General features: G+C 77.4%; 18 protein-coding genes. 9 read left to right on the plus strand and 9 right to left on the minus strand.

The genetic code is table 11. From position 1 onward, the window contains the following. Nucleotides 1-53: 53 nt before the first annotated feature. Entirely contained in the window at nucleotides 54-752 is a 699-nt protein-coding gene (locus tag ACFCX4_RS13795) for a class F sortase (protein WP_376141790.1), read from the minus strand. 140 nt (nucleotides 753-892) lie between these two features. Then, nucleotides 893-1303 carry a hypothetical protein gene (locus ACFCX4_RS13800; protein ID WP_376141793.1) on the minus strand — a complete coding sequence of 137 codons (411 nt, stop codon included), beginning with the start codon at nucleotides 1301-1303 and terminating at the stop codon, nucleotides 893-895. 332 nt (nucleotides 1304-1635) lie between these two features. On the opposite strand from ACFCX4_RS13800, the gene ACFCX4_RS13805 reads away from it, so the two are divergent. The 9 genes from ACFCX4_RS13805 (at nucleotide 1636) to ACFCX4_RS13845 (ending at nucleotide 17970) form a co-directional block, all read left to right on the plus strand. Next, the gene (locus ACFCX4_RS13805; RefSeq protein WP_376141796.1) at nucleotides 1636-2088 is read left to right on the plus strand and encodes a PPOX class F420-dependent oxidoreductase; all 453 of its coding nucleotides are present in this window, start codon (nucleotides 1636-1638) and stop codon (nucleotides 2086-2088) included. 323 nt (nucleotides 2089-2411) lie between these two features. Then, nucleotides 2412-3323 carry a hypothetical protein gene (locus ACFCX4_RS13810; RefSeq protein ID WP_376141799.1) on the plus strand — a complete coding sequence of 304 codons (912 nt, stop codon included), beginning with the start codon at nucleotides 2412-2414 and terminating at the stop codon, nucleotides 3321-3323. A gap of 535 nt (nucleotides 3324-3858) precedes the next feature. Continuing rightward, complete coding sequence (locus tag ACFCX4_RS13815; RefSeq protein ID WP_376141802.1) at nucleotides 3859-5160, plus strand: MFS transporter; 1302 nt, start codon at nucleotides 3859-3861, stop codon at nucleotides 5158-5160. A gap of 21 nt (nucleotides 5161-5181) precedes the next feature. Next, nucleotides 5182-6543, plus strand: coding sequence for a non-ribosomal peptide synthetase (locus tag ACFCX4_RS13820; RefSeq protein ID WP_376141805.1), 1362 nt, complete (start codon nucleotides 5182-5184; stop codon nucleotides 6541-6543). 312 nt (nucleotides 6544-6855) lie between these two features. Then, nucleotides 6856-10050, plus strand: a complete 3195-nt coding sequence (locus tag ACFCX4_RS13825) for an amino acid adenylation domain-containing protein (RefSeq protein ID WP_376141808.1) — start codon at nucleotides 6856-6858, stop codon at nucleotides 10048-10050. Further along, nucleotides 10047-11252 (plus strand): acyl-CoA dehydrogenase family protein, encoded by a 1206-nt coding sequence (locus ACFCX4_RS13830; protein WP_376141811.1) that lies wholly within the window; start codon nucleotides 10047-10049, stop codon nucleotides 11250-11252. Before ACFCX4_RS13825 ends, ACFCX4_RS13830 begins: the two co-directional genes overlap by 4 nt. Nucleotides 11253-11294: 42 nt before the next feature. After that, the gene (locus ACFCX4_RS13835) at nucleotides 11295-13154 is read left to right on the plus strand and encodes an amino acid adenylation domain-containing protein (protein ID WP_376141814.1); all 1860 of its coding nucleotides are present in this window, start codon (nucleotides 11295-11297) and stop codon (nucleotides 13152-13154) included. Nucleotides 13155-13234: 80 nt separating this feature from the next. Beyond that, nucleotides 13235-15124 carry an amino acid adenylation domain-containing protein gene (locus ACFCX4_RS13840; RefSeq protein ID WP_376141817.1) on the plus strand — a complete coding sequence of 630 codons (1890 nt, stop codon included), beginning with the start codon at nucleotides 13235-13237 and terminating at the stop codon, nucleotides 15122-15124. Beyond that, nucleotides 15121-17970 (plus strand): condensation domain-containing protein, encoded by a 2850-nt coding sequence (locus ACFCX4_RS13845; protein WP_376141820.1) that lies wholly within the window; start codon nucleotides 15121-15123, stop codon nucleotides 17968-17970. The genes ACFCX4_RS13840 and ACFCX4_RS13845 overlap by 4 nt, the downstream gene beginning before the upstream one ends. A gap of 118 nt (nucleotides 17971-18088) precedes the next feature. On the opposite strand, the gene ACFCX4_RS13850 is transcribed toward ACFCX4_RS13845, so the two are convergent. From ACFCX4_RS13850 to ACFCX4_RS13880, 7 genes are all read right to left on the minus strand, one after another. After that, on the minus strand, nucleotides 18089-18466 hold the full coding sequence (locus ACFCX4_RS13850; protein WP_376141823.1) for a TcmI family type II polyketide cyclase: 378 nt from the start codon (nucleotides 18464-18466) through the stop codon (nucleotides 18089-18091). A gap of 2 nt (nucleotides 18467-18468) precedes the next feature. Then, nucleotides 18469-18924: an SRPBCC family protein gene (locus ACFCX4_RS13855; RefSeq protein WP_376141826.1), complete on the minus strand. Its 456-nt coding sequence runs from the start codon at nucleotides 18922-18924 to the stop codon at nucleotides 18469-18471. Nucleotide 18925: 1 nt separating this feature from the next. Continuing rightward, the gene (locus ACFCX4_RS13860) at nucleotides 18926-19186 is read right to left on the minus strand and encodes an acyl carrier protein (protein ID WP_376141828.1); all 261 of its coding nucleotides are present in this window, start codon (nucleotides 19184-19186) and stop codon (nucleotides 18926-18928) included. 54 nt (nucleotides 19187-19240) lie between these two features. Continuing rightward, the gene (locus ACFCX4_RS13865) at nucleotides 19241-20482 is read right to left on the minus strand and encodes a beta-ketoacyl synthase N-terminal-like domain-containing protein (RefSeq protein ID WP_376141831.1); all 1242 of its coding nucleotides are present in this window, start codon (nucleotides 20480-20482) and stop codon (nucleotides 19241-19243) included. A gap of 5 nt (nucleotides 20483-20487) precedes the next feature. Further along, nucleotides 20488-21747 carry a beta-ketoacyl-[acyl-carrier-protein] synthase family protein gene (locus tag ACFCX4_RS13870; RefSeq protein ID WP_376141834.1) on the minus strand — a complete coding sequence of 420 codons (1260 nt, stop codon included), beginning with the start codon at nucleotides 21745-21747 and terminating at the stop codon, nucleotides 20488-20490. Next, complete coding sequence (locus ACFCX4_RS13875) at nucleotides 21744-22196, minus strand: cupin domain-containing protein (protein ID WP_376141837.1); 453 nt, start codon at nucleotides 22194-22196, stop codon at nucleotides 21744-21746. Before ACFCX4_RS13875 ends, ACFCX4_RS13870 begins: the two co-directional genes overlap by 4 nt. A gap of 77 nt (nucleotides 22197-22273) precedes the next feature. Then, a complete protein-coding gene (locus ACFCX4_RS13880; RefSeq protein WP_376141840.1) occupies nucleotides 22274-23440 on the minus strand; it encodes a SchA/CurD-like domain-containing protein in 1167 nt (388 codons plus the stop codon). Nucleotides 23441-23717 lie beyond the last annotated feature (277 nt).

Raw genomic sequence — 23717 nt, forward strand, 5'->3', positions numbered from 1 at the left:
CGGTCCCCTCGTCCGGACGAGGGGACCGGCGGTCGCGTCGGCCGGGAGGCCGGTCACGCCTTGTGCGAGGACTCCAGGTGCGCGAAGACCACCACGTTGTCGAGGTAGTCCTTGCGCTTCTTGTCGTAGGTGCCGCCGCAGGTGATCAGCCGCAGCTGGGCGTCGGGCGTCCTCCCGTAGACCTTCTGGTCGGGGAAGGCGTCCTTGGCGAAGGTCTCGACGGAGTCGACCGCGAACACGGCGACCGTGCCGTCGGCCCGCTGCACCTCCACCTTGTTGCCCGGCAGCATCAGGCTGAGCAGCAGGAACACCGCCGGCCCCTTGGTGGTGTCGACGTGCCCGGCGACCACGGCGGCGCCGCGCTCGCCGGGGGAGACGCCGTCGCGGTACCAGCCGACCAGGTTCTTGTCCTCCGGCGGCGGGGCGCCGAGCTGCCCGGCGGCGTTCAGGGTGAGCTCGGTGAACGGGGCGTCCACGTTGATCTGCGGGATCCGCAGCCGGGCCGGCTGGGAGCGCGGCAGCGGGGCGGCGGCCTTGACCGGCGCGGCGGGCGCACTTCCGGAGCCGGCCTCCGGAGCGGCACCCCCGCCGGGGACGGCGGGTGCGGCGGCGGCCGGGGGAGCGGCCTGCCCCGGGGCGGACCCGTCCGCCGGGGCGGAGTCCACCGAGTTGTAGATCAGCAGCAGACCGACCGCCGCGGCGCCCATCCCCGTGCGCAGCAGCCGGGACGTCCCGGGGAGCAGACCGGCCATCGTCGCTCGTCCTCCTCTTCACGGCCCCGTGCGTCGTACGCCGCGGGCCCGGCACGGCGAAGCGCCGCCCCGCGCGCCCCCACCGTGTCCGGCGCGCGGGGCGCGGGTCACGACCGGGAGGCGGCGGGAACGGCGCGGGGTCAGATGGCGGCGCCGGGCGCCGTACGACGGCCGCGGCGCAGCGCGACAGCGCCCGCCCCGAGACCGCCGAGCAGCAGGACCGCGCCGGAGGCGAGACCGCCGCCGGAGAGCGCGAGCCCGCCGCCGCCGGTGTGCACGCCGCCGTGCGGGGTCTTCTCCTCGCCCTTGCCCTCGGAACCCTTGCTCTCGGAGCCCTTGCCCTCGGAACCCTTGTGCTCCTCGGCGCCGGCGCTCTTCTGCTTCTCTTCCCAGGTCTTCTGGCCGTCGGCGGTGGCGGCCTTGTCCTGCTTCTCCTGCCAGGTGAGGTTCTTGCCCTGGTCGGCCGCGCCGTCCGCGTAGGCGAGCGGGGCGCCGACGGTGAGGACGGCGGCGACGGCGGCTCCGGCGAGCAGCGTGCGTGCAGAACGCATGATGATGATCCTTCCGGCGCGGTACCCACGATCGCCGACCCGTCGTCGGCGGGGGACTCGGAGGCGGGGCGCCTGATCCACCGTCAACCACCCTGACGGCCGCTGCCACCCGGGAACGGCGGTGCCGCCCCGGCGGGTGCGCCCTTCGGGTGGAGTCCCGGGCGTGTTCACCCGACTGCTCTGCTCGATCCGGGTGACCTGCGGTGACGTCCGCCCGGGACCGGCATCGCGGGCAGGGTCCGGGCCGGGGTGCGGGCGGGCGGCGGGCTCCCGCCGGCGTCGGCCGGCGTCGGCGCGGAGTGGCGGCGGAGGCCGGCGGGCAGACTCGGCGCATGGTCGAGATCTCGAAGGACGTCCGTGAGCGCATCGAGGCGGGGCACATCTGGTACGTCGGCACGGTCAACGCCGACGGGTCGCCGCACGTGAGCCCGATGTGGGTGGGGCTGGAGGGGGACCTGTTGCTCTTCAACACCTCCGTCGGACGGGTCAAGGAGCGGAACCTGCGGCGGGACCCCAGGGTCTGCCTGTCGCTCGCCGGTCCCACCGACCCGTACGACCGGGTGCAGATCCGCGGGCGGGTGGTGCGCTTCGTCGAGGGGGAGGAGGCGGAGCGGAACATGGACCGGCTGGCCCGCACCTACCTGGGTGCCGAGCGGTACGGCTGGGGCATCCCGGGGGAGCGGCGGGTGATCGTGCTGGTGGAGCCGACCCGGATCAGCCGGGTGTCCGGCGTCGAGCCGCTGCCGCCGGGCGCCCCCGGCGCGTCGCCGCAGGCGCGGGGCTGACCCGGGTCGCCGCGGTGCGGTGCGGGGCCGGCACCGTCGCTCGGGCCGGCCCGGGCCCTTCCTGAGCGTGGTGCTGGCCGGCCTCTCCGCGCGGTCCCCTCCCGGCCCCTTCACGCGGGCCCGGCCCTTCCGCCCGGGCCGGCCCCGGTTTCCGGCGCGGGCCCGTTCCGGGGCGTTCCGGCCGCGGGCCCGCCGGCACGGGACGGTTCGTCCGAGGACGGTGGCGGCCCGCGCGGGCCGGGCGCGGTCCGGGCGGGGCCGGGGAACCTGGTGCTCCGGGCCGCGTCTATCTTGAGGGACCACGGACACGAGAGGGGCGGGACATGGGCACGGCCGGACGGAAGGTGGCCGCCGCGGCGGCGACGGGGGTGCTGCTGGCGGCGTTGGCGGCGTGCGGTTCCTCCGGGAGCCCGGCGCGCTCCGGGGACGCGGCCGGGAGCGGGGCGGCGACGGCCCCGGCCGGCGCGGGGGCGACGCCGGACGCGGCCGCCGGCGGCACCCCGGGGGCGGGCGCCACCCCGGTCACCGGAGCGCCGCAGGACGGTGCGGCGGCCGGCGCGGCGGGAGGCGGCCCGGGAGGCGCGGCGACGGCGGGCGGCAGCCCCTCCGGCGGGGCCACCGCCCCGGGCGCGACGGCCGGTGCGGGGACGGCGTCCGGCGGCGGGTCCGCCGGAGCGGCGGGCGGGACCGGGGGCGGGCAGCCGGCCACCGGACCGGACTCCGACACCCTGCTGCTCGACTCCGCGCTCGTGGCGCGGCTCCTGCCCGACCCGGCGGCGATGACCGGCTGGGAGGAGGAGCGGCGGCGGGTCGACACCGCCGACCACGTCACCACCTGCACGGCCGCCGCGCCCTGCACCGGCAAGCCGCTGAGCGGGCAGGCCCGGTACGGCGCCGGCGAGACGACCGTGCGCTTCGGCGTCGAGACCCTGCCCGGCCGGGCCCAGGCCCAGGCACGTCTCAAGGAGGCGTACGCGGCCTACGGCGACACGGCCAAGTACGGCCCGGCGGACCTCGGTCTGCTGGGAACGGAGAGCCGTGCGTTCCAGGGGCAGTTGGCGGGCCGGGACGGTGTGGCCGTCGTGCTGCGCTCGGGGACGGTGGTGGCGACCGTCACCACCGAGGGCGGCCCGGTGGATCCGGCGGGCACCCGGCGGCTGGCCGCGATGCTGGTGCAGCGGATCGAACAGGCCCAGGCGGGCCGTACCCCCGACGCCGGGCTCGGCCGGGCCTGACCGCCGGCCCCGGCCCCGGCCGGCGACCGCGGACGCACGGAGGCCCCGGACCGGACCGAGGTCCGGGGCCGCCGCGAATCCGTCCGCGGTCCGTCCGCGACCGGCCCGGGTCACCGCCCGTCCGCCGTCCGTCCCGGCGGCCCGCGGGCCCGCACCGGCCTCTCCGGGGCCGGTGCGGGCGGGGCGTGAGGTGGTGCGCGGGGGTGCCGGTGCGTCCGGGTATCACGCCAGGGCCACGGACAGGTGACGCAACGTCAGCACTCCATGCGTTCCGGCCAAGTTGAGGGCCGGAGTCCGCTGGCGCGAAAGTGGTGGTCCGGATATCGGACGCCGATGTGGACGCCGGGTGACGGGACCCCGGCCGTCGCGATGCCGCTGGTCGTGCCCGCACCGACCGGGGCCGGGCCGGAGGCGCTCCGGTGGGGGTCGGGTGAGGGAAGGCCGGGGAAGCGGTGCTATCCGGCCGATTCCGGCGTCGGCCGGAATCCGGCCAACCGGTTGCCCGGTAGCGAAGCGGTAACCGAGAGTCGTACTGATGAACGACACGCCTCCCCGGTCCCGTACCGGTCCGTCGGCCCGTGACTTCCGGCTCCTGCTCTCGGGAGCCGTCGCGGCCCAGGCGGGTACCCAAGTCACCCTGGTCGCACTGCCGTTGGTGGCAGTGGTCGAACTCGACGCCACCCCGTTCCAGGTCGGTCTGCTGACCGCCGCGGAGACCGCCGCGTTCCTGCTGGTCGGTCTGCCGGCCGGCGCCTGGCTGGACCGGATGCGCAAACTGCCCGTTCTGGTCCGCTCCGACGTCCTGCGCTGCCTCGCCGTCGGGTCGATCCCGGTGGCCGCCGCGCTGGACGTGCTCGGTCTGCTCCAGCTCTACCTGGTCGCCCTGGTGACCGGGGTGGCGACGGTCTTCTTCGACGTCGCCCACCAGTCCTTCCTGCCGGTGCTGCTGCCCCGTGAGCGGCTGGTGGCGGGCAACGGCGCGATCGAGACCGTCCGTTCCTCCGCGCAGATCGCCGGACCCGGCCTGGGCGGCGGGCTGGTCCAGTTGCTCGGCGCGCCCCTGGCGATCGTCGCCGACGCGGCCGGCTACCTGGTCTCGGCGGTGCTGCTCGCCCGGATCCGCGCCGAGGAACGGCTTCCGCCGGCCGAGCCCGGGCGTTCGCTGCGCGCGGAGGTCGCCGAGGGCCTGCGGTTCGTCCTGGGGCACCCGCTGCTGCGGGTGATCGCGGTCACCACCGCCGTCTCCAACCTGTTCAACGCCGTGCTGATGGCCGTGCAGACCGTGTTCTGGGTGCGGGTGCTGGACCTCTCGCCGGCCGCGATCGGGGTCCTGCTCTCGGTCTCCGCGTTCGGCGGGCTCGCCGGCGCACTGTGCGCGGGCCGCCTCGCCGCGCGGTTCGGGCAGGCCCGGGTGATCTGGCTGGCCCCGCTGGTCACCGGCCCGTTCGCGCTGCTCTGGCCGCTCGCCGACGGCGCCGCCGGGCCGGTGCTGTTCGCGGTCGGCGCGGTGGCGGTGCTGTTCGGCGCGGTGGTCTACAACGTCGCCCAGGTGAGCTTCCGGCAGAGCCTCTGCCCGCCCCGGCTGCTCGGCCGGATGAACGCCACCATCCGGTTCCTGGTCTGGGGCACCCTTCCGCTGGGCGCCCTGCTCGGCGGCACGGTCGCCGACGCGGCCGGCCCGCGGGCCGCGCTCTGGCTCTGCGCGGCGGGCCTCCTGGTGGTGCCGGTGCCGCTGCTGCTCTCGCCGCTGCGCGGACTGCGCGACCTGCCCGCCGGGCCGTCGGTGCCGCCGGCCGCGGAACCCGCCCCGGACCCCCTGGACATCCGAACTCCCTGAACCGAAGCGGAGAACCCTCCCGTGCACTCCAGCATCACGGCCGCCTACCTCACCCGCTACCGGTCCGTCGCCTCCGCCGTCACCGGCGCCGCCCCGGGGGAGCTGCTCCCGCTCACCGGTGCCCAGCGGCGCTTCCTGATCACCCGCCGGCGCGACCCGCACGCGCGGACCGACGTCGTCCCGCTGTTCTTCGCCTTCCCGCGCGGCACCGTCGACCCGGCCCGTCTGCGCCGCGCCGCCCTCCGGCTGGCGGAGCGGCACCCGGTGCTGCGCGGCGAGTTCACCGTGCTGCGCGGCACCCCGGTGCTGCGGATCGGCGAGCCGTCGGTCGAGGTGGCCCGGGTGGCCGTCGGCCCGGAGGAGGGCCCGGACGGCCCGCGGGGCCCGGAGAACCCGCAGGGCCCCGCCCGCGCGGCGCTGCTCCGGGCGCTGCTGAACTGGCCGGCCGACGGCCCGGTGCTCCGCCTGCTGCTGGCGGCCGGCCCGGACGACGAGGAGGAACTGCTCGCCGTGGCCCTGGACCACGCCGCCTGCGACGAGCAGTCGCTCGGCGTGGTCACCGAGGGCCTGAGCGCCCTGGACGCCGAGGAGGCCGCGGACACCGGCCCGTCGGCCGGGCCCCCCGCGGCCAGTGGTTCCCCGGCGTCCGTCGACGCCTACCGGGCCGTGGTGGAGGGGCAGTTGGCCGCTGAGGAGAAGGCCGCGGGGGAGGCCGCGCGGGCCCACTGGGCCGCCCGGCTCGGCGCCCTCGCCGACCCGCCGCCGGGCGTCCGTCCGGCCGGCGCGGCCCGGTCGACCGGTATGGCCGCCGAGCGGCTGCCCGCGGTGACCGGGGCCGCCCGCGGCGGCGTCTTCCCCGCGCTGCTGGACGCCGTGGCCGCCGCCGCGCACCACCTCGACGGCGGGGGCGGGCGGGTGCTCGCGCTCGGCTACCCGTGGGGCGGCCGGCCGGAGGGTGCGGCCCCCGTCCTGGGCTGCTTCCTCAACACCCTGGTGCACCCGGCTCCGCCCGGCCCGCCCCGCGGCCTCGACGGGCTCGGCGCCGACTGGTGGGACGACCTCGACCACGCGGACACCCCGTTCGACGAGGTGGTGCGGGCCGCCCGGTCGGCCGGCGCGAGCTGGTCGGGCGCCCTCGACGGCCTGCTCACCTTCGAGGACCTGCACCGCCGCCCGCCGCTGGTGCTCGGCGGGACGGCCGGGCGGGAGGTCCACCTGGCGGGCCGGCCGCTGGCCACCCCGGTCGCGGTCTCCGCCTCGCACGGCGAGGACCTGCTGGTCCGGCTGGCCTGGGACCGCGAACGCCACCCGGACGCCCGGGCGGAGGAGGCCTTCGCGGTGCTGCTCGCCACCCTGCGCCGCCACCTCGGCGCGGCTGCCTGACCCACCCGCCCCGGCTGCCCGGCGCACCCGGCCCCCGACCACCACCCTCCGGCCCCGACCTCTCCCTCCGCCGGCCCACCCGACCCGCGTCCGCCGTCGGCCCGGGCCCGTCCGCGGCCGGGACCGCCCCGGCCCGCCGCCCGGTCCGGCCCGTCGACCGCCCGCCCCGTGCCGCGCGCCGCCCCGGTGCGCCCCGACCACTCCGCCGCGCCCGCCACCACCCCCGGCGCGCCCGGCCGCGGCCGCCCCCGGGCGGTCCGCCCCTGTCACCGTCGAACCGAACAACAACCCGCCACCACAAGGGAGTTGCCCATGTTCGCACTGTCCTCCTCGCAAGAGATCGTCTGGCTGCACGAACAGATGCTGCCCGGCAGCCGTGCCTACAACTTCACCGCGGCCCTCGACCTCTGGGGCCCGCTCGACACCGAAGCGCTCCGGGCCGGCCTGACCGCCGTGCTCGCCCACCACCCCGGCCTCAGGCTCGAACTGGTCGAACGTGCCGAGGGGTTGCCGTCCCAGCGGGTCGGTTCCCGGACCGGTCCGAGGCTGCGCACCAGCGACCTGAGCTCCGCCCCCGACCCCGAGGCGGAGTTCCGGACGCTGCTCGCCGCCGAGGCCGAGGAGCCGCTGGACACCACCGAGGCCCCGCTGCTGCGCTGGCACCTGGTCACCCTCGGCACCGACCACCACCGCCTGATCCACGTCGAGCACCACCTGGTGCACGACGGCCACTCCTTCGCGATCCTGCTGCGAGACCTCTTCACCGTCTACCGCGCCCACGCGCTCGGCGGGGCGGAGAACGTCGCCCTGCCCGCCGCCCCCTCCTACGAGGAGCACGTGCGCGCTGCCGAGGCCGTCCGCGCGGCCGGGCGGGAGCGCGGACTCGCTTACTGGAACCGCGAGTTGGCCGACGCCCCGGCCGACCTCGCACTGCCCGGCCTGGCCCGGCCCGGCGCACGCCGCCGCCACCGGGGCGGCCAGCTGCGCCAGTCGGTCGGCGCCGACCTCGCCGAGCGGCTCCGCGAGCGCGCCAAGGCGGACGGGCACACCCCGTTCTCCACCCTGCTCACGCTCTTCGCCGAACTGCTGCGCCGCCACAGCGGCCGGCCGGAGCTCGTCGTCGGCACCGCCGTCGGCAACCGTCCGCCCGGCTTCGAGGGCACCGTCGGCATGTTCGTCAACACCGTGCCGCTGCGCCTGCGGCTCGACCCGGCCGCGCCCGGCACCGAGGCGGTCGACGAGGTGACCGACGTGCTGTTCCGTGCGCTGCCCCACCAGGACGTGCCCGTCCAGGAACTGACGCGCGCGCTCGGCCGGCACACCAGCGGCGCGGACAACCCGCTGTTCAGCGTGATGTTCAGCGCGCACGACGCCCCGCTGCCCGACGTCCGGGTGCCCGGCCTGGAGATCTCGCTGTACGAGGGCTTCAACACCGGCACCACCCGCTTCGACCTCGACGTCGTCCTGCTCCCGGACGACCGCCGGGTGGTCGGCGAGAAGCACGGCGCGGCCGGCATGACCCTGGTCTGGGACTACGACGCCGACCTGTTCGGCGAGGAGATCGCGAGCCTGCTCGCCGAGCGGCTGCTCGACCTGCTGCGCGGCTACCTGGACGGTCCGCAGGGCCCGCTCGCCGGCCTCGCCCCCGTCCCGGCCGCGGACCTCGCCGCCGGGCCCGCCGCCCCCGAGCCGGCCGGCCTCGACCCGGCCGCGGCCCACGACCCCACCGCCCTCGCCCTGCTGGCGGGCACCGAGCGGCTCAGCTACGGCGACCTCGACCGGCGGGTCGGCGAACTCGTCGAGCGCCTGCGCGCCGCGGGCGTGAGCCCCGGCCAGCCGGTCGCCGCCGTCCTGCCGCGCGGCGTGGACAGCGTCGTCGCCCTGCTCGCCTGCCTGCGCCACGGCGCGGTGCACGCCCCGCTGTCCGCCGAGGACCCGCAGGCCCGGCTCGCCCTGCTGCTGGACCGGCTCGCCCCCGCGCTCGTCCTGGCCACCCGGCAGAGCGCGCTCGCGCTGCCCGCCGACGTCACCCCCGCGCTGCTGGACGGCCCGCCGTTCCCCAAGGCCGAGCCCGCCGCCGTGCTCGACGGCGCCGCCTACGTCATCCACACCTCCGGCTCCACCGGCGTGCCCAAGCCGGTCCTGGTCGGCCGCGACGCGCTCGCCCGGTACACCACCGCGATCGCCGCCCGCTACGGACTCGGCCCCGACGACCGGGTGCTGCTGTTCGCCCGGCCCTCCTTCGACGTGGCCCTGGAGGAGGTGCTGCCCTCGCTGGTGGCCGGCGCCGCCCTGGTGGTGCCGCAGCGCGAGGTCCCGACCGGGCCCGAACTGGTCGCCGTGCTGGCCGCCCGCGGCGTGACCGTCGCCAACCTGCCCACCAGCTACGCCCTCGCCGTCCGCGCCGACCTGCGCGAGGCGCTGGCGGACGGCCGCTGGTCCCCGCGCCTGCTGGTGCTCGGCGGCGAGCGGCTGCCCGCGCGCGTCCTGCGCGGGCTGACCGACGGCACCGCCGTCACCGTGCTCAACGCCTACGGCGTCACCGAGGCCACCGTCACCTCCACCGTGCACGGGATCACCGCGGCCGATCTCGCCCCGGACGCCGCCGACGGGCCGCACGCCGCCGACGGGCCGGACGCCGGGACCGCCGCCCCGGACGCCGCCACCGACGTCGCCGAGATCCCCCTCGGCACCGAGCTGCCCGGCGTCCGGGTGCACGTCCTGGACACCGGCGGACAGCCGCTGCCGCCCGGCGCCGTCGGCGAACTCGCCGTCGGGGGCGCGGCGCTGGCGGACGGCTACCTCGGCCTGCCGGAGGCCACCGCGGCCCGCTTCGGCACCGTCCCGGCCCTCGGCGGCGAACGCGTCTACCGCACCGGCGACCTCGGCTACCGCGGCCTCGACGGCCGGCTGCGCTTCCTCGGCCGCCGGGACAACCAGGTCAAGCTGCGCGGCTTCCGGATCGAGCTGGAGGAGATCGAGGCCGCCGCCTCCGCCGAACTCGGCGGCCGCTCCTGCGCCGTCGTGCTCCGGCAGGACGACAGCGCCGGCCCCCGGCTGCTCGGCTTCCTCGACGGCGGACCGCAGCCCGACCAGGCCGCCCTGCACGCAGCCCTGGCCCGCCGGCTGCCCGCCGGTCTCGTCCCGGCGCACTGGACGGCCCTGGACGCCATGCCGCTGCTGCCCGGCGGCAAGCCCGACCGCACCGCACTCGCCCGGCTGGCCGCCGAGGCACCCGACAGCGCCGAACCGGCCGGGGAGGACGCGCCGCAGGCCTTCACCGACCAGGGCCAGGTGCTGATCGCCGAGGCCTGGCGCGAGGTGCTCGGCCACGACCGGTTCACCGCGGACTCGCACTTCTTCGAGGTCGGCGGCCACTCGCTGCTCGCCGCCCGGCTCGCCGCCTGGCTGGAGCCCCGGCTCGGCGCCCGGCCCCCGCTGCGCACCCTCTTCCAGCACCCCGTCCTGGCCGACCAGGCCCGCGCCCTGACCGGAGGCCGGCCGTGACCACGACCACCGCCGCCTCCGGCGGCCTCTCCGCGCCGTCCGCCGTCCTCGAAGCCGAGCACCGCGAACTCACCGACGCCTTCGAGAGCTTCGTGCGCCGCGAGCTCGACCCGCTGGCCGCCGAACTGGCCGAGTCCGCCGAGCAGCCGCCGGCCGACCTGCGGGCCTACGTCCGCAAGCGCTCGGCCGCGCTCGGCTTCTACGCCGGCGACTACCCCGAGGAACTCGGCGGCTCCGGCATGCCGTTCAGCGCCGTCGTGCTGCTCCACCACGCCGCCGGCCGCAGCGGCTGCGCGCTCGCGCCGTACGCGCTGGCCGGCTCCGACGGCCCCAGCCCGCTGCTCCGGCACGGCACCCCCGAGCAGATCGAGCGCCACCTCGTCCCGCTGGTCCGCGGCGAGCGCACCCGCTGCCTCGCGCTCACCGAACCGCAGGCCGGCTCCGACGCCTTCCGGCTCACCACCACCGCCGTCCGGGACGGCGACGGTTGGCTGCTGAACGGCCGCAAGACCTTCGTCAGCAACGCCGACCGGGCCGACCTCGTGCTCCTGGTCACCGCCACCGACCTCGGCGACGGCGCCGGGCCGACCGCCGGCGCCACCGCCTTCGTCCTGCCCATGGACCACCCCGGGCTGCGGATCGGCCAGCGCTACGAGGGCATGTCCGGCGAGCCGCTGTTCGAGCTGACCGTCGACCGCCTGCACGCCCCGGCGGCGGCCGTGATCGGCGGCGCGGACGGCGTCGGCGCCGCCACCGGCCTCGCCATGGACAGCCTCTCCCGGGGCCGCCTGGTGGTCGCCGCGATGTGCAACGGCATCGCCGAGTACGCGCTGCGGCTCGGCGTCGAGTACGCCCGCGAACGACGCGCCTTCGGGCAGCCGATCGGCGACTACCAGCACGTCCAGGACCACCTGGTGCGCACCCGTGCCGAGGTCGAGGCCGCCAAGCTGCTCACCCTCGCCTGCGCCCGGCTCGTCGACGAGGGCACCGAGGCCCCGGAGAACGCCGCGCTCGCCAAGCTGACCTCCTCGGAGACCGCCGTCCGGGCCGTGGACCGCTCGCTCCAGGTGCACGGCGCCACCGGCTGGGTGCGCGGCCACCCGCTGGAGTACCTCTACCGCTACGTCCGGATGACCACCATCATCGAGGGGACCTCCGAGGTCCAGAAGGTGATCGTGGCCCGGGCCATGGGCCTGGGCTGACCCGTACCGACGACCGCACACCGACGTCCGGAGGATCCCGTCATGACCACCGCCGTGCCCCGTCCCGTGCCCGCACACCTGCCCGGCCTCTCCGTCGCCCACGGCCGCCCGCACCGCGACGGCGCCGTCCTCGACCTCTTCACCAGCTGGGCCCGCCGCACCCCGCACGCCCCCGCGCTGACCGACGGCGGGCTGACCCTGAGCTACGCCGAACTCGACCGCCTCGCCGACGACGTGGCCGCCCGGCTGGCCGCACACGTCGGGCCCGGGGACCTCGTCGGCCTCTGCCTCGACCACTCCGCCGCCCTGGTCGCCGCCACCCTGGCCGTCGCCCGGCTCGGCGCCGTCCACCTGCCGCTCGGCCCGCGCCCCGGCGAGCGCCGGCTGCGGGCCGTCGCCGAACAACTGCGCCCCGCCTGCCTGATCGGCGACCCGGCCCTGCTGCCGCCCGCGCACCGGGACGGCCCGCACCAACCGCTCGCCGCCCCCGGCGCGACCGGGATCGTGGCCGCCTTCGCCGACCACCGGGGCGCCGGCGGCGAGGGCCCGGTCCGGGCCCCCAGGGGCGCCCAGTACACCGTGCTCACCTCCGGCTCCACCGGCCTGCCCAAGGCCGTCGCCGTCGGCCAGACCGCGTTCGGCGCGCTGCTCGCCTGGTACCGGGACCTGACCGGCCTCGGCCCCGGGGACCGTCACAGCCTGGTCATCGGTGTCGCCTTCGACCCGCACGTGATGGAGCTCTGGGCCGCCCTCACCTCGGGCGCGTCGCTCTGCGTCGCCCCCGAGGCCGTCCGCTGGGACCCGGCCGCGCTCACCGACTGGTGGCGCACCGCCGGGATCACCGTCGGCGTGCTGCCCACCCCGCTCGCCGAGCCGGTGCTGGACCGCCCCTGGCCCGACGGCCTGGTGCTGCGCCACCTGATGATCGGCGGCGACCGGCTGCGCCGGGCCCCCGGCCCGGACGTCACCGCGACCGTCCACAACGCCTACGGCCCGGCCGAGGCCACCGTCACCACCACCGTGCACAGCATGGCCCCCGGCGCCGGGCACGGCACCGGGGCGCCGCCGATCGGCCGCCCGATCCCCGGCGCGATCGTGCTGGTCACCGACGAGAGCGGCCGTCCGCTGCCGCGCGGGGAGGCCGGCGAGCTGCGGATCGGCGGCCAGGGCCTGGCCATCGGCTACCTCGACCCCGTGCTGACCGCCGAGCGCTTCGTCTCCGCGCCGGACACCGTCGACGGCACCGACCGGGTCTACCGCACCGGCGACCGGGTGCTGATGCGCGCCGACGGCGTGCTGGAGTTCCTCGGCCGGCTGGACGACCAGGTCAAGGTCAGCGGCCTGCGGATCGAGCCGGCCGAGGTCGAGGCCGCCCTCGAACGCGACCCCCGGGTCCGCCGCGCCGCCGTCGTGGCCCGCCCCGCCCCGGCGGGCGGCGCCCAGCTGCTCGCCTTCGCCCAGCCCGTCGCCGGTGGCGGCGCGCCGGACGCCGCCACCCTGCTGGAGGCGGTGCGGTCCTGGCTGCCCGAGCAGGCCGTGCCGGGTGTCCTGCGGCTGGTCGACGCCTTCCCGCTGGACGCCAACGGCAAGATCGACCGGGCCGCGCTGCTCAAGGCCGAGGAGACCGCCGCCCAGCAGGCCGGCCCGGCCGGCCCGGAGGCCGGCACGCCCACCGAGCGGACCGTGCTGCGGATCTGCCGGGAGCTGCTCGGCCGTACCGGTCTGACCCCCGCCGACAACTTCCTCGACGCGGGCGGGACCTCGGTGACCGCCGCCCGGCTGCTCGCAGCCCTGGAGGAGGAGTGCGGCGTACGGCTGCGGGCCCCGCTGCTGCTGCGCCAGCCGGACCTGGGCGCGGTCGCCCGGCTGATCGACGAGCGCCGCCCGGGCGCCACCGGCTGACCGGCCGGCGCCCCCTCCCTCCCGCCACCACCGCACGGCGCCCCGGCCCACCGCCGGGGCGCCCGGAAGGCTGACCACCCATGACCTCTCCCGCCACCGCCACCACCCCGGCCGGCACCGCGACCACCACCGTCCCGGCGCTGGTCGCCCGGCAGGCCGCCGAGCGCCCCGACGCACTCGCCGTCACCGACGGCACCACCGTCCTGACCTACCGCGAACTCCTCGACCACGCCCGCTCCCTGGCCGCCGCACTGACCGCCCGCGGGGTGGGCCCGGGTACCGCCGTCGGGGTGCTCTGCGCCCGCGCGAGCCGGGTGGTCGTCGCCCACCTCGCCGTCTGGTGGGCCGGCGGCCACGTGGTGCCGCTCGACCCCACCCACCCGGCCCCGCGCCTCACCGCGATGCTCGACGACGCCGGCGTCCGCCTCACCCTGGGGGACAAGGCCCTGCTCGCCGAGCTCGGCCTCCCCGAGGAGCGCGCCCTGGTGCTCACCGAGAACGGTCTGCCCGGCAGCGGTTCCGCGGCGGCCGACGGCACCCCTGCGCCCGTCCCCGCCGCCGACCCGGCAGCCGCCGCCGTCGTCTACTTCACCTCCGGCTCCACCGGCCGCCCCAAGGGCGTCCTGGTGCCGCACCACGCCGTCACCGCCCTGGTGACCGCCCCCGACGGGATCGTGCTGCGCCCCGGCGACCGCATGCTGCTGCGCACCTCCGCCGGCTTCGACCTGGTCACCCTGGAGCTGTGGGGCCCGCTGGCGAACGGCGCCGCACTCGCCGTCTCGCCCGCCGAACGGCCCACCGCCGAGGACCTCGCCCGCGACGTCGAACGGTTCGGCGTCACCCACGCCGTCCTCGCCACCGCCCTGTTCCACCAGCTCGCCGCCCGCCGCTCGCGGATCTTCGGCGTGCTGCGCACCGTGGTCGTCGGCGGCGAGGCACTGGCCGCCGAGCACGCGGCCGCCGTGCTGCGGACGTTCCCCTGGCTGGAGCTGGTCAACGGCTACGGCCCGACCGAGGCCACCACCTTCGCCACCCTGCACCGCGTCCGGCCCGCCGACTGCGCGGGCCCGGTGCCGATCGGCCGGCCGTTCGGGGGCACCGGGGCCGCCGTGCTCGACGAGGACGGCCGGCCCGTGCCGGACGGCGCCCGCGGCGAACTCTGGCTCACCGGACGGCTGGCGCTCGGCTACCTCGGCCGGCCGGAGCTGACGGCCGAGCGGTTCGTGGAACTCCCCGGCCCCGGCCGGGCCTACCGCACCGGTGACCGGGCCTCCCGGCGGCCGGACGGCACCCTGGAGTTCCACGGCCGGCTGGACGACCAGGTGAAGGTCCGGGGCTTCCGGATCGAGCCCGGCGAGGTCGAGCACGTGCTGCGGAGCCTGCCCGAGGTCGCCGAGGCGGCCGTCGTGGTCCGCCGGGCGGGCCGGGAGGACGCCGCGCTCACCGCCTGCGTGGTCCCCGCCGAGGGCGTCCGCCCGGCACCCGAGTCGCTCCGCCGGCAGCTCGCCGAACGGCTCCCCGCCCATCTCGTGCCGACCGCCTGGACGGTGCTGGAGGCCCTGCCGCTCACCGGCAGCGGCAAGGTCGACCGGCGCGCACTGGCGGCCGGGGACGGGCCCGCCGCGGACGCCGTGCCGGCCGGCCCCGCCGTCCTCGGGCCGATCGAGCAGGTCGTCGCCGCCGCCTGGTCGCGCGCCCTGGAACGCGAAGTGACCAGGCCGGACGCGGAGTTCTTCGCGGAGGGCGGCCACTCCCTGCTCGCCATGTGGGTGGTCGACGACCTCCGCGAGGACCTCGGCGTCGAGCTGCCGCTCGGCGACTTCCTGAGCCGGCCCACCGTCGCCGGCCAGGCCGCCCTGATCGAACGCGCCCTGCTCGCCGCCGAGTCCGCCGGACCGGAGCCCGCGCCCGCCGCCGCCACCGCGCCCGCCGCCGCGGACACCGCGCACCCCCAGGAGCCCACCCGATGACCGCCCCGCTCGACCAGGCCGAACTGCTCCGCCGCGCCCGCCGCCGCACCGCGGCCCCCGCGCCCGGCGACCGGACCGCCGGCCCGGTGCCGCGCGCCACCGGCCCCGGCCCGGCCCCGCTCTCCCACGCCCAGCAGCGGATGTGGCTGATGGACCGCCTCGGCGAGGGCGGCGCCCGCTACCACGTCCCGCTCGCCACCCGGCTGCGCGGCCCGCTCGACCCGGCCGCCCTCGCCGCCGCGCTGACCGGCCTCGCCGCCCGCCACGAGATCCTGCGCACCCGCTACGGCCGGGACGGCGACCGCCCCCACCAGGAGGCCGCGCCGCCCGCCCCGGTCCCGCTCCCGGTCCACGACGCCGCCCCCGGGGCCGCCACCGCCCTGCTGCACGCCGAGGCGGCCCGCCCCTTCGACCTCGCCACCGGCCCGGTCCTGCGCGCCCTGCTCGTCCGGCATGCCCCGGACGACCACACCCTGCTGCTGACGATCCACCACATCGCCGTGGACGGCGGATCCCTGCCCGTCCTCGCCGCCGACCTCGGCGCCCTCTACGCCGCCGCCGCCGAGGGCCGCCCGCCCGCGCTGCCCGAGCCGGACCTCCGGTACGCCGACTACGCCCGCTGGGAGCGCTCCCGCGACGACGGGCTCGCCGCGGCCGCCGCCGAACGGGCCGCCGCCCTCACCGGCGCCTGCCCACTGCCGCTGCTGCGCCCCGTCCCCTCGGGCACCCCCGGGCGGCGCGCCGTCCTGCACACCGTCCCGCTCACCGCCGGCACCATGGACGGGCTGCGTCGCCTCGGCGCCCGGCACGGGGCGACCGCCTTCACCGTCGTCCTGGCCGCCGCCTTCGCCGCCCTGCGCACCGCCACCGGCCGCTCCGACCTCGTCCTCGGCTGCGCCGGCGGCCACCGCCCCCGGCCCGAACTGCGCCGGCTGGTCGGCCTCCAGGTCAACACCCTGCCGGTCCGGGCCCACCTCCCCGACCCCGCCGGCGACCCCGCCTTCACCGAACTGCTGGCCGCCGTCCGCACCGCCCTGCTGGACGCCCAGGAGCACCACGAGGTGCCCTTCGACCTGATCGTCGAACACCTCGGCCCCGCCGCCCGCGACGCCGACGGCACCCCGCTGCTCTCCGTCAGCTGCGACCTGGTCCACCCGGCGGAGCCGCTGACGCTGCCCGGCCTCGCGGCGGAGGCCGTCGACATCGACCTCGGGCTCGCCAAGTTCGGCCTCACCCTCCTGGTCGAGGACGGCCCGCACCCGCGCTGCCTGCTGCAGCACGACCCGGCGGCGCTGGACGGGCCGACCGGCCGCCGGCTGCACACCGCCTTCGCCGAGCTGCTGACGGCCGTCGCCGCCGACGCCGACCGCCCGCTCTCCGCCCTCCCCGGCGAGCGCCTGGCCGCACCCGCCGGGCCCGGCCGGCCGGACCACCCCGCCGTCGCCGCCCTGCTCGCCGACCCCCGGGTGACCGACGCGGCCCTGCACCCCGCCGGCCACGGCCCGGCCCTCGCCTACGCGACCGTCCGCGGCCCGGTCGCCCCCAGCGGCGCCGAGCTGCGCTCCGCACTGCGCGGCAGGCTCGGCGGGAGCGATCCGCTCCCGCTCGCCGTCACCCTGCTGGACCGCATCCCGCGCCACCCCGACGGCACCCTCGACCCGGCCCGCCTGCCGGGGATCCCCACCGCCCACCTGGACGCCGTCCAGGACGCCTTCGCCGCACTGCTCGGCACCCGCCCGCCGGCCGACGGCGACTTCCTCCGGCTCGGCGGGCACTCCCTGCTGGCGGTGCAGCTGGCGGAACGGCTGCGGGCCGGCCTCGGCCTGCCCCTCACCGGCCTGGACGTGCTGGAACGGCGCACTCCGCGCGCCCTGGCCGGCCTGCTCGCCGCCCGCACCGCCGAACGCGGGGCCGCCCGGCGCACCACCGGCTCGGCGCCGCGCCCCGCCCGTACCGGTACCGTGCTGCTGACCGGCGCCAGCGGCGGCGTCGGCGCGGCCGTCCTGCAGGAACTCCTCGCCCAGGGACGCCCCGTCCGGGCACTGGTCCGCCCGGAGTCCGCCCACCTGGTGGCCGGCACCGGCGTCGAGATCGCCGAGGGCGACCTCGCCGACGTGGACGGCCTGCGGCGGGCCGCCGAGGGCGCGGACACCGTGATCCACGCCGCCTGCACCTTCACCGAGCACGCCGTCGACGTCGCCGCGATGCGCGCCCTGGTCGCCGGTTGGCGCGGCGCCGGGGGCTTCGTCTTCGTCAGCAGCATCGACGCCTGCGGCCGCCCCGCGCCGGGCGAGGTCCCCGAGGACGGCCCGCCGGCGGAGCCGGTCACCGCGTACGGCCGGGCCAAGCTCGACTGCGAGCGGATCCTGCTGGACGCCGCGGCCCGGGCGGACGGCCCGGTCTCGGTGGTCCGCCCGCCGATCGTCTGGGGCCCGCACCGCCGGCTGCGCGACCAGCTCCGCTGGGGCTCGACCGGCGCGCTCTACCAGGCCGTCCTGGCCGGCCGGCCCGTGCTCCTGCCACCCGCCGGCGCCGGCTGGACGGGCGCGAGCTGGGTGCACTCCGCGGCGCTCGCCCGCGCCGTCACCGGGAGCGCCGCCCGGGCACCCGGCCGGATCGTCAACGCGGTCACCGGCCACGTCTCCTGGGCCGACTTCACCGCCGAGCTGATCCGCCTGCTCGGCTCGGCGAGCAGTGTGGCGCACGGACCGGACGCCGACCCCGAGCTGCTGCGTCCCTGGCGCTACCGGGCCGACGCGCTGGCCGGGCCGCTGCGCCCGGAGCCCGGCGAGGACTGGCGCACCGTGCTCGCGGCCATGACGGCGGGCCCCGGCACGGCCGGCTGAGCGCCGCCCGGGCGCCGCTGCCGGGCCCGTCCGCCCGGGCCCGGGCGGACAGGACGGGCGGACACCCCGCGGGCCGGCCGCCCCGGGGTGTCCGCCCGTCGTCCGTGCCGGGACGGCCTCAGCCGCGCCGGTCCCAGCGGTAGAACTCGTGCGCCATCGCGTCCTTCGGCCCCCGCCAGGTGGCCGGGTCGTACGCCCGGACGTACGCGGTGAGCGCGTCGCTGATCGCCCGGAACTCGGGGTGGCCGGTCACCCGGGCGACGGCCGGTCCCGGCGGGCGGTCCGCCTCGATCAGGTGCAGGTAGACGTCGCCGAACCGGAACAGGCTCCGCCCGGTCACCCCGATGAGGTGCGGGAGTTCGCCCCGCTCGTCGGAGTCGCCGAACACCTCCGCGATGTCGGCGGCCGCGTCCGGCTCCATCCGCGCGACGATCAGGGCGCGGTGGGTCTGCGCGGTCCCGGGGACGCTGCCGGGCGCGGTCAGGGGGGACGTCACGATCAGACCTCCGCGGCCTTCTTCTCGACCTTCTCCCGGATCAGCTGCAGCTGGACCCGGGAGTTGCGGTTGATGTGGTTGACCATGCCCTCGTCGTCGACGGGCGCGGTGGGCTTCATCGCGAAGTCCTGCACCCAGCGCATCCGGGTGCCGGCCGGCACCTCGGCGTACTCCCAGCGGATGTCCATGAACTCGAACGGGCCGGGCTCGACGCGCCGGGCGCGCACCGCGAGCGAGGAGCGGTCGGTGGTGCGCTCGGAGACCCAGCTCCACACCGTGCCGTCCTCGTCCGGGTGCATGGTCAGCCGGAACCGCACCCGGTCGCCCTCGCGCTCCAGCACCTCGACGGAGGCGTACTCGCTGAACAGCTGCGGCCAGTTCTCCAGGTCGTTGGTGATCTCCCAGACCAGGTCGAGCGGGGCCGCGATGACGATCTCGTTGTCCGTGTGTCCGGGCATCTCAGGCACCCGCCTTCGCGGTGACCGCGGAGTTGACCAGCTCCAGGAACTCGGCCGGGGTCTTCGCCGACTCCGCGCCGTTGGTGACCTTCACGCCGTGCCGGTTCTCCAGCTCGCCGACCACGCCGAGCAGGCCGAGGGAGTCCACGCCGAACTCGTCGAAGGCGGCGCCGGGGCGCTCCAGCTGGACCGGGTCGATCACGACGCCGGCGCGGGCCTGGATGAGGGTCGCGAGTTCGGGATAGCTGAGGGTGTTGCTCACGGGGGTGTCCCTTCGTAGCGAGCGGGTGGGTGAGCGGGGGAGGGAGGGGCGGTTTCAGGACGGCTCGCCGCGCCGGAGCACCAGCGCCGAGTTGGAGCCCATCAGCCCGCGGCTGAGCACCAGCGCGGTGCGCAGTTCGGCCGGCCGGGCGCGGCCGGTCACCAGGGCGAGGTCGTGGGCGACCTCGGTGACGTTCGGGGTGGGCGGCAGGACGCCGTCCTCCATGGCGAGCACGGCGGCGACGGCGTCCAGCAGCGGGGCGCCGCAGTAGGCCCGCCCGGTGCCGGCCTTGGGGGCGGTGACCGGGACGCGCTCGGCGTAGGGGCCGAGCGCGTCGGCCAGCGCGAGCGCCTCGGCGCGGTCGGCGGCCGGCACGCCGAGGGCGTCGGCGAAGACCACGTCGACCTCCTCCGCCGCGATCCTGGCCCGCTCCAGGGCGATCCGGATCGCGGCGGCCAGACCCTCCCGGGACTCCGCCCAGCGGGAGGCGCCGGTGAAGGTCGCGCCGTGGCCGGCGACGTACCCGCGGACGGCGGCCCCGCGGCGGCGGGCGGTCTCCTCGTCCTCCAGCAGCAGCATCGCGCCGCCCTCGGCGGGGGCGAAGCCGGCCGCGTCGGGGGAGAACGGCAGGTAGGCCCGGTCGGCCCGGTCGGCGAGGCTGAGCTCGGGGTAGCCGAGCTGGCAGACCATCGAGTACGGCGCGAGCGGGGCCTCGGCGGCGCCGACCACCACCGCGTCGGTGCCGTGCCCGACGGTCCGGGCGGCGTGCGCGATCGCGTCCAGGCCGCCGGCCTCGTCACTGGCCACCACCCCGCAGGGCCCCTTGTATCCGCCGCGGATGGAGACCTGGCCGGTGCTGGCCGCGTAGAACCAGGCGATCGACTGGTAGGGGCCGACGAACTGCGGCCCCTTGCCCCAGAGCTGCTGGAGCTCGCCCTGGCCGAACTCGCCGCCGCCGGAGCCGGCCGCGGTCACCACGCCGACCGCGTAGGGCCGTTCGGGGTCGGCGGTGTAGCCGGCGTCCGCCACCGCCTGGTCGGCGGCGGCCATCGCGTAGTGCGTGAACCGGTCGGTCTGCACGAGGAACCTGCTGTCGATGACGGCCCGCGGGTCGAAGTCCCGCACCTGGCCGGCGATCCGCAGCGGGAGGTCCGCGCAGCCCTCACGGGATATCCGGTCGAGGACGCTCACGCCCTGCCGGGTGGCCTTCCAGAAGGCGTCGGCCCCCACGCCGTTCGGTGCCACCACGCCGAGCCCGGTGATCACCGCCCGGCGGTTCTGCTGACGTGACGTCATGGATCTCACCCCGTTCTTGTGAGCACGACGGCGGACTGGAATCCGCCGAATCCGCTGCCGACCGAGAGGATGTGGCGCAGCGGCAGCTCCCGCGCCGTGCGCGGCACGTAGTCGAGGTCGCACTCCGGGTCGGGCGTCTCGTAGTTGGCGGTCGGCGGCACCACCCCGCGGTCCAGCGCGAGGGTGCAGGCGACCACCTCGATCGCGCCGATCGCGCCGAGCGAGTGCCCGACCATCGACTTGATCGAGCTCATCGGCGTCCGGTACGCGTGCCCGCCGAGCGAGCGCTTGACGGCCGCCGTCTCGTGCCGGTCGTTCTGCTTGGTGCCCGAGCCGTGCGCGTTGACGTAGTCGACGTCGGCGGGCCCGATCCCGGCGTGGTCGAGCGCGTGGTCGATCGCCCGGGACATCTCCAGCCCCTCCTGGGTGAGGCCGGTCATGTGGTAGGCGTTGCCGAAGGTCGCGAACCCGCCGATCTCGCCGTAGATCCGGGCGCCGCGCCGGCGGGCGTGCTCCAGTTCCTCCAGCACCAGGACGGCGCCGCCCTCGCCGAGCACGAAGCCGTCCCGGTGGGCGTCGAACGGCCGGGACGCGTGCGCCGGGTCGTCGTTGCGTTCGCTGGTGGCCTTGATGGCGTCGAAGCAGGCGACCGTGATCGGCGAGATCGGCGAGTCGGAGGCACCCGCGAGGCAGATGTCGGCGCGGCCGTCCTCGACCGTCCGGAAGGCGTACCCGATGGCGTCCAGGCCGGAGGTGCAGCCGGTGGAGACGGTCTGCACCGGGCCGTGCGCGCCGGTCCGTTCGGCGACCGCCGAGGCGAGCGTGCTGGGCGCGAAGGCCCGGTGCAGCTGCGGTTCGGCGAGCCGGTGGTCGACGTCCCAGCGGGCGCCGCCGGCGCTGACCAGGGCGTAGTCGTGCTCCAGCCGGGTGGTGCCGCCGACGGCGGTGCCGAGCGAGACGGCGATCCGCCAGGGGTCCTCGGCGGCGAGGTCGAGGCCGGCGTCGGCGATCGCCTCGTCGGCCGCCACCATCGCGAACTGGACGTAGCGGTCCGCCCGCCGGACCTCCTCCGGGCCGAGCCCGTGGGCCGCCGGGTCGAAGTCGCACTCGGCGGCGATCCGGGAGCGGAACCCGGCGGGGTCGAAGAGCGTGATGCCCCGGGTCGCCGTCCGCCCGGCGGTGAGGAGGTCCCAGAACGCCGGGACCCCGACGCCACCGGGCGCGACCACGCCGATTCCGGTGACGGCGACCCGTCGGCGGCTCACGAGCCCACCTTGGCGTGTTCCGGCGGCCCGGAGTCGGCCGCCCCCGCCTTCACCGCCGGGGCCGGGGTCTCCTCGGTGTCCACGTGGCCGAGTTCGGGCCGCGGTGCCAGCGGGCCGAGGTGGAAGACCATCTTGGCCACCGTGTCGCCGACGTTGCGGAACCGGTGGCGCATGTCGACCGGGATCATCAGGCCCTGTTCGGGCCGGAGCACCCGGGTCTCGCCGTCCAGGTCCACCTCCAGGTCGCCGCTGACGACGAAGACGAACTCCTCGGAGTACGGGTGGTAGTGCTCGCCGATCCGCTCGCCGGGCTGCACGATGGCCAGACCCATGAACCCGCTGGTGGCGCCGCAGGTGGTCGGGGTGAGCATGGCGCGCAGGTCGCCGCCGCGCCGGCGGTTCTCCGGGGCCTCGGAGACGTGCACGATCCGTGGGTACTGCGTGGACATGGTTTCTTCCTTCTTGCCGAGTCTTGCCGGGTTCTGCCGGAGGGTCCTGCCGGGTCCGGCCGGGTCGTTCCGGGCGGTCAGCCGGCCTGCGAAGTCCGGTCGGTGACCGGGTTCATGGCGCGGGCGGCGAGGAAGGCGCGCAGTCCCGCGTCGGTGCGCAGGTCGCCCTCCGGCCCGAGGTCGAGCAGCCGGCCGAGGACGGTGGCCTCGCGCTCGCCGGCCACGCCGAGCGCCGCGGCCGGGTCCGCCTCCGGCGGCAGCCGCAGGTCCACCAGCCGGACCACGACGTCGTCGCGGTGGAAGACGGTGCCCGCGGCGACCGGCCCGGTCGGGTCGGCGGTGGCGAACTCGTCGTACTCGGCCAGCACCTCGACGACCGCCCGCCCGTTGCCGGGCCTCACCGGGTAGAGCACGGCGTGCCGGTACAGCCGCCCGGAGACGGGCGCGACGGCCACGGCCTGGTGGACGGCGGGCAGCGCGGCCCGGGCGAAGAAGGCGCGCGCCGCCTGCGGGTCGCCCAGCTGCCGGGCCTCCTCCAGGTACGGGTTGATCGCCTCCTCGACGGCCCGCACCTCGGGCTGCATGGCGACGTGCCGCAGTGCGTCGCCGAGGCTGCCGGTCACCTCCACCGCGCGCACCACCCGGTTGCCGTGCAGGAACAGCGAGGTGCGGCGCAGCCGGGTGGTCGCGTCGACCTCGGCGCCGGGCGAGGTGTAGCCGGCCAGGATCCGGGCCACCTCGGGCTCGCTGCCGGGCTTGACGGTGAAGGTGAGCGCGTGCCGGACCACGCCGTCCGGGCCGGGGTCGGCCTTCGGCGGGCCGACGTGCCCGGCCGGGACGGTGCGCGGCAGGTCGGAGGGCACCTCCAGCGGGGGGCGGCTGCCGGTGGCGCCGGCCGCGGAGGTCTCGCGGAGGATGGTGTAGCGCAGCGAGCGGAAGGTGTCGCTGACGCAGCCGTGCATGGGCTTGACCATCTCGCGGTGGGCCGGGCTGTCGACCCACTCCAGGAAGGTCTCCTGGTTCTCCCACTCGCTGGTGATGAGCCACTGCCGGGGGTCGTTGATCGACTGGCAGAGCTGGTCGCTGACGTGGCCGGGCACGGTGGCGACCTGGTGGCGGAGGTTCTCGTACACGTCCATGAAGCGCTGCTGGGCACCGTCCTGGATCTCCAGCATCAGGACCACCCGAAGGCGGGTCTCGGAGGGGGAGTGCTGCCGGGAGGGCGGTTCGGACAGAGTCGTCATGATCCACTTTCTGCTTCTGGGCCGCACGCGTCGGGGGCCGCGTGCGGCGGCTCCGGTGCCGGAGGGGGCCGGTCGGGGCCGGGCGGCCTCCGGCGGGAGGGGTGCTGCGGTGGCGGTCGGCCACCAGGCCTGAGGTCGATCGTGCGCGGCGCTCCCGGGTGGCGCGAGATATGCGGGCCATCCGGGCGAAGAGCGGGCACAAGGCCCCCGCCGCGGGGGACGGATCCACCGGGCCGCCGTGTCCGCGCGCCCCACCGGGGGCCGCTCCGAGCCCCGC

Origin of the sequence: Kitasatospora sp. NPDC056327 (genome assembly GCF_042261735.1) — a bacterium.
GTDB lineage: Bacteria > Actinomycetota > Actinomycetes > Streptomycetales > Streptomycetaceae > Kitasatospora.

Bases quoted from the DNA above. Each gene is read 5' to 3' on its own strand.
- ACFCX4_RS13795 (WP_376141790.1), bottom strand. From the start codon at position 752: ATGGCCGGTCTGCTCCCCGGGACGTCCCGGCTGCTGCGCACGGGGATG.
- ACFCX4_RS13800 (WP_376141793.1), bottom strand. From the start codon at position 1,303: ATGCGTTCTGCACGCACGCTGCTCGCCGGAGCCGCCGTCGCCGCCGTC.
- ACFCX4_RS13805 (WP_376141796.1), top strand. From the start codon at position 1,636: ATGGTCGAGATCTCGAAGGACGTCCGTGAGCGCATCGAGGCGGGGCAC.
- ACFCX4_RS13810 (WP_376141799.1), top strand. From the start codon at position 2,412: ATGGGCACGGCCGGACGGAAGGTGGCCGCCGCGGCGGCGACGGGGGTG.
- ACFCX4_RS13815 (WP_376141802.1), top strand. From the start codon at position 3,859: ATGAACGACACGCCTCCCCGGTCCCGTACCGGTCCGTCGGCCCGTGAC.
- ACFCX4_RS13825 (WP_376141808.1), top strand. From the start codon at position 6,856: ATGTTCGCACTGTCCTCCTCGCAAGAGATCGTCTGGCTGCACGAACAG.
- ACFCX4_RS13835 (WP_376141814.1), top strand. From the start codon at position 11,295: ATGACCACCGCCGTGCCCCGTCCCGTGCCCGCACACCTGCCCGGCCTC.
- ACFCX4_RS13840 (WP_376141817.1), top strand. From the start codon at position 13,235: ATGACCTCTCCCGCCACCGCCACCACCCCGGCCGGCACCGCGACCACC.
- ACFCX4_RS13845 (WP_376141820.1), top strand. From the start codon at position 15,121: ATGACCGCCCCGCTCGACCAGGCCGAACTGCTCCGCCGCGCCCGCCGC.
- ACFCX4_RS13855 (WP_376141826.1), bottom strand. From the start codon at position 18,924: ATGCCCGGACACACGGACAACGAGATCGTCATCGCGGCCCCGCTCGAC.
- ACFCX4_RS13865 (WP_376141831.1), bottom strand. From the start codon at position 20,482: ATGACGTCACGTCAGCAGAACCGCCGGGCGGTGATCACCGGGCTCGGC.
- ACFCX4_RS13875 (WP_376141837.1), bottom strand. From the start codon at position 22,196: ATGTCCACGCAGTACCCACGGATCGTGCACGTCTCCGAGGCCCCGGAG.
- ACFCX4_RS13880 (WP_376141840.1), bottom strand. From the start codon at position 23,440: ATGACGACTCTGTCCGAACCGCCCTCCCGGCAGCACTCCCCCTCCGAG.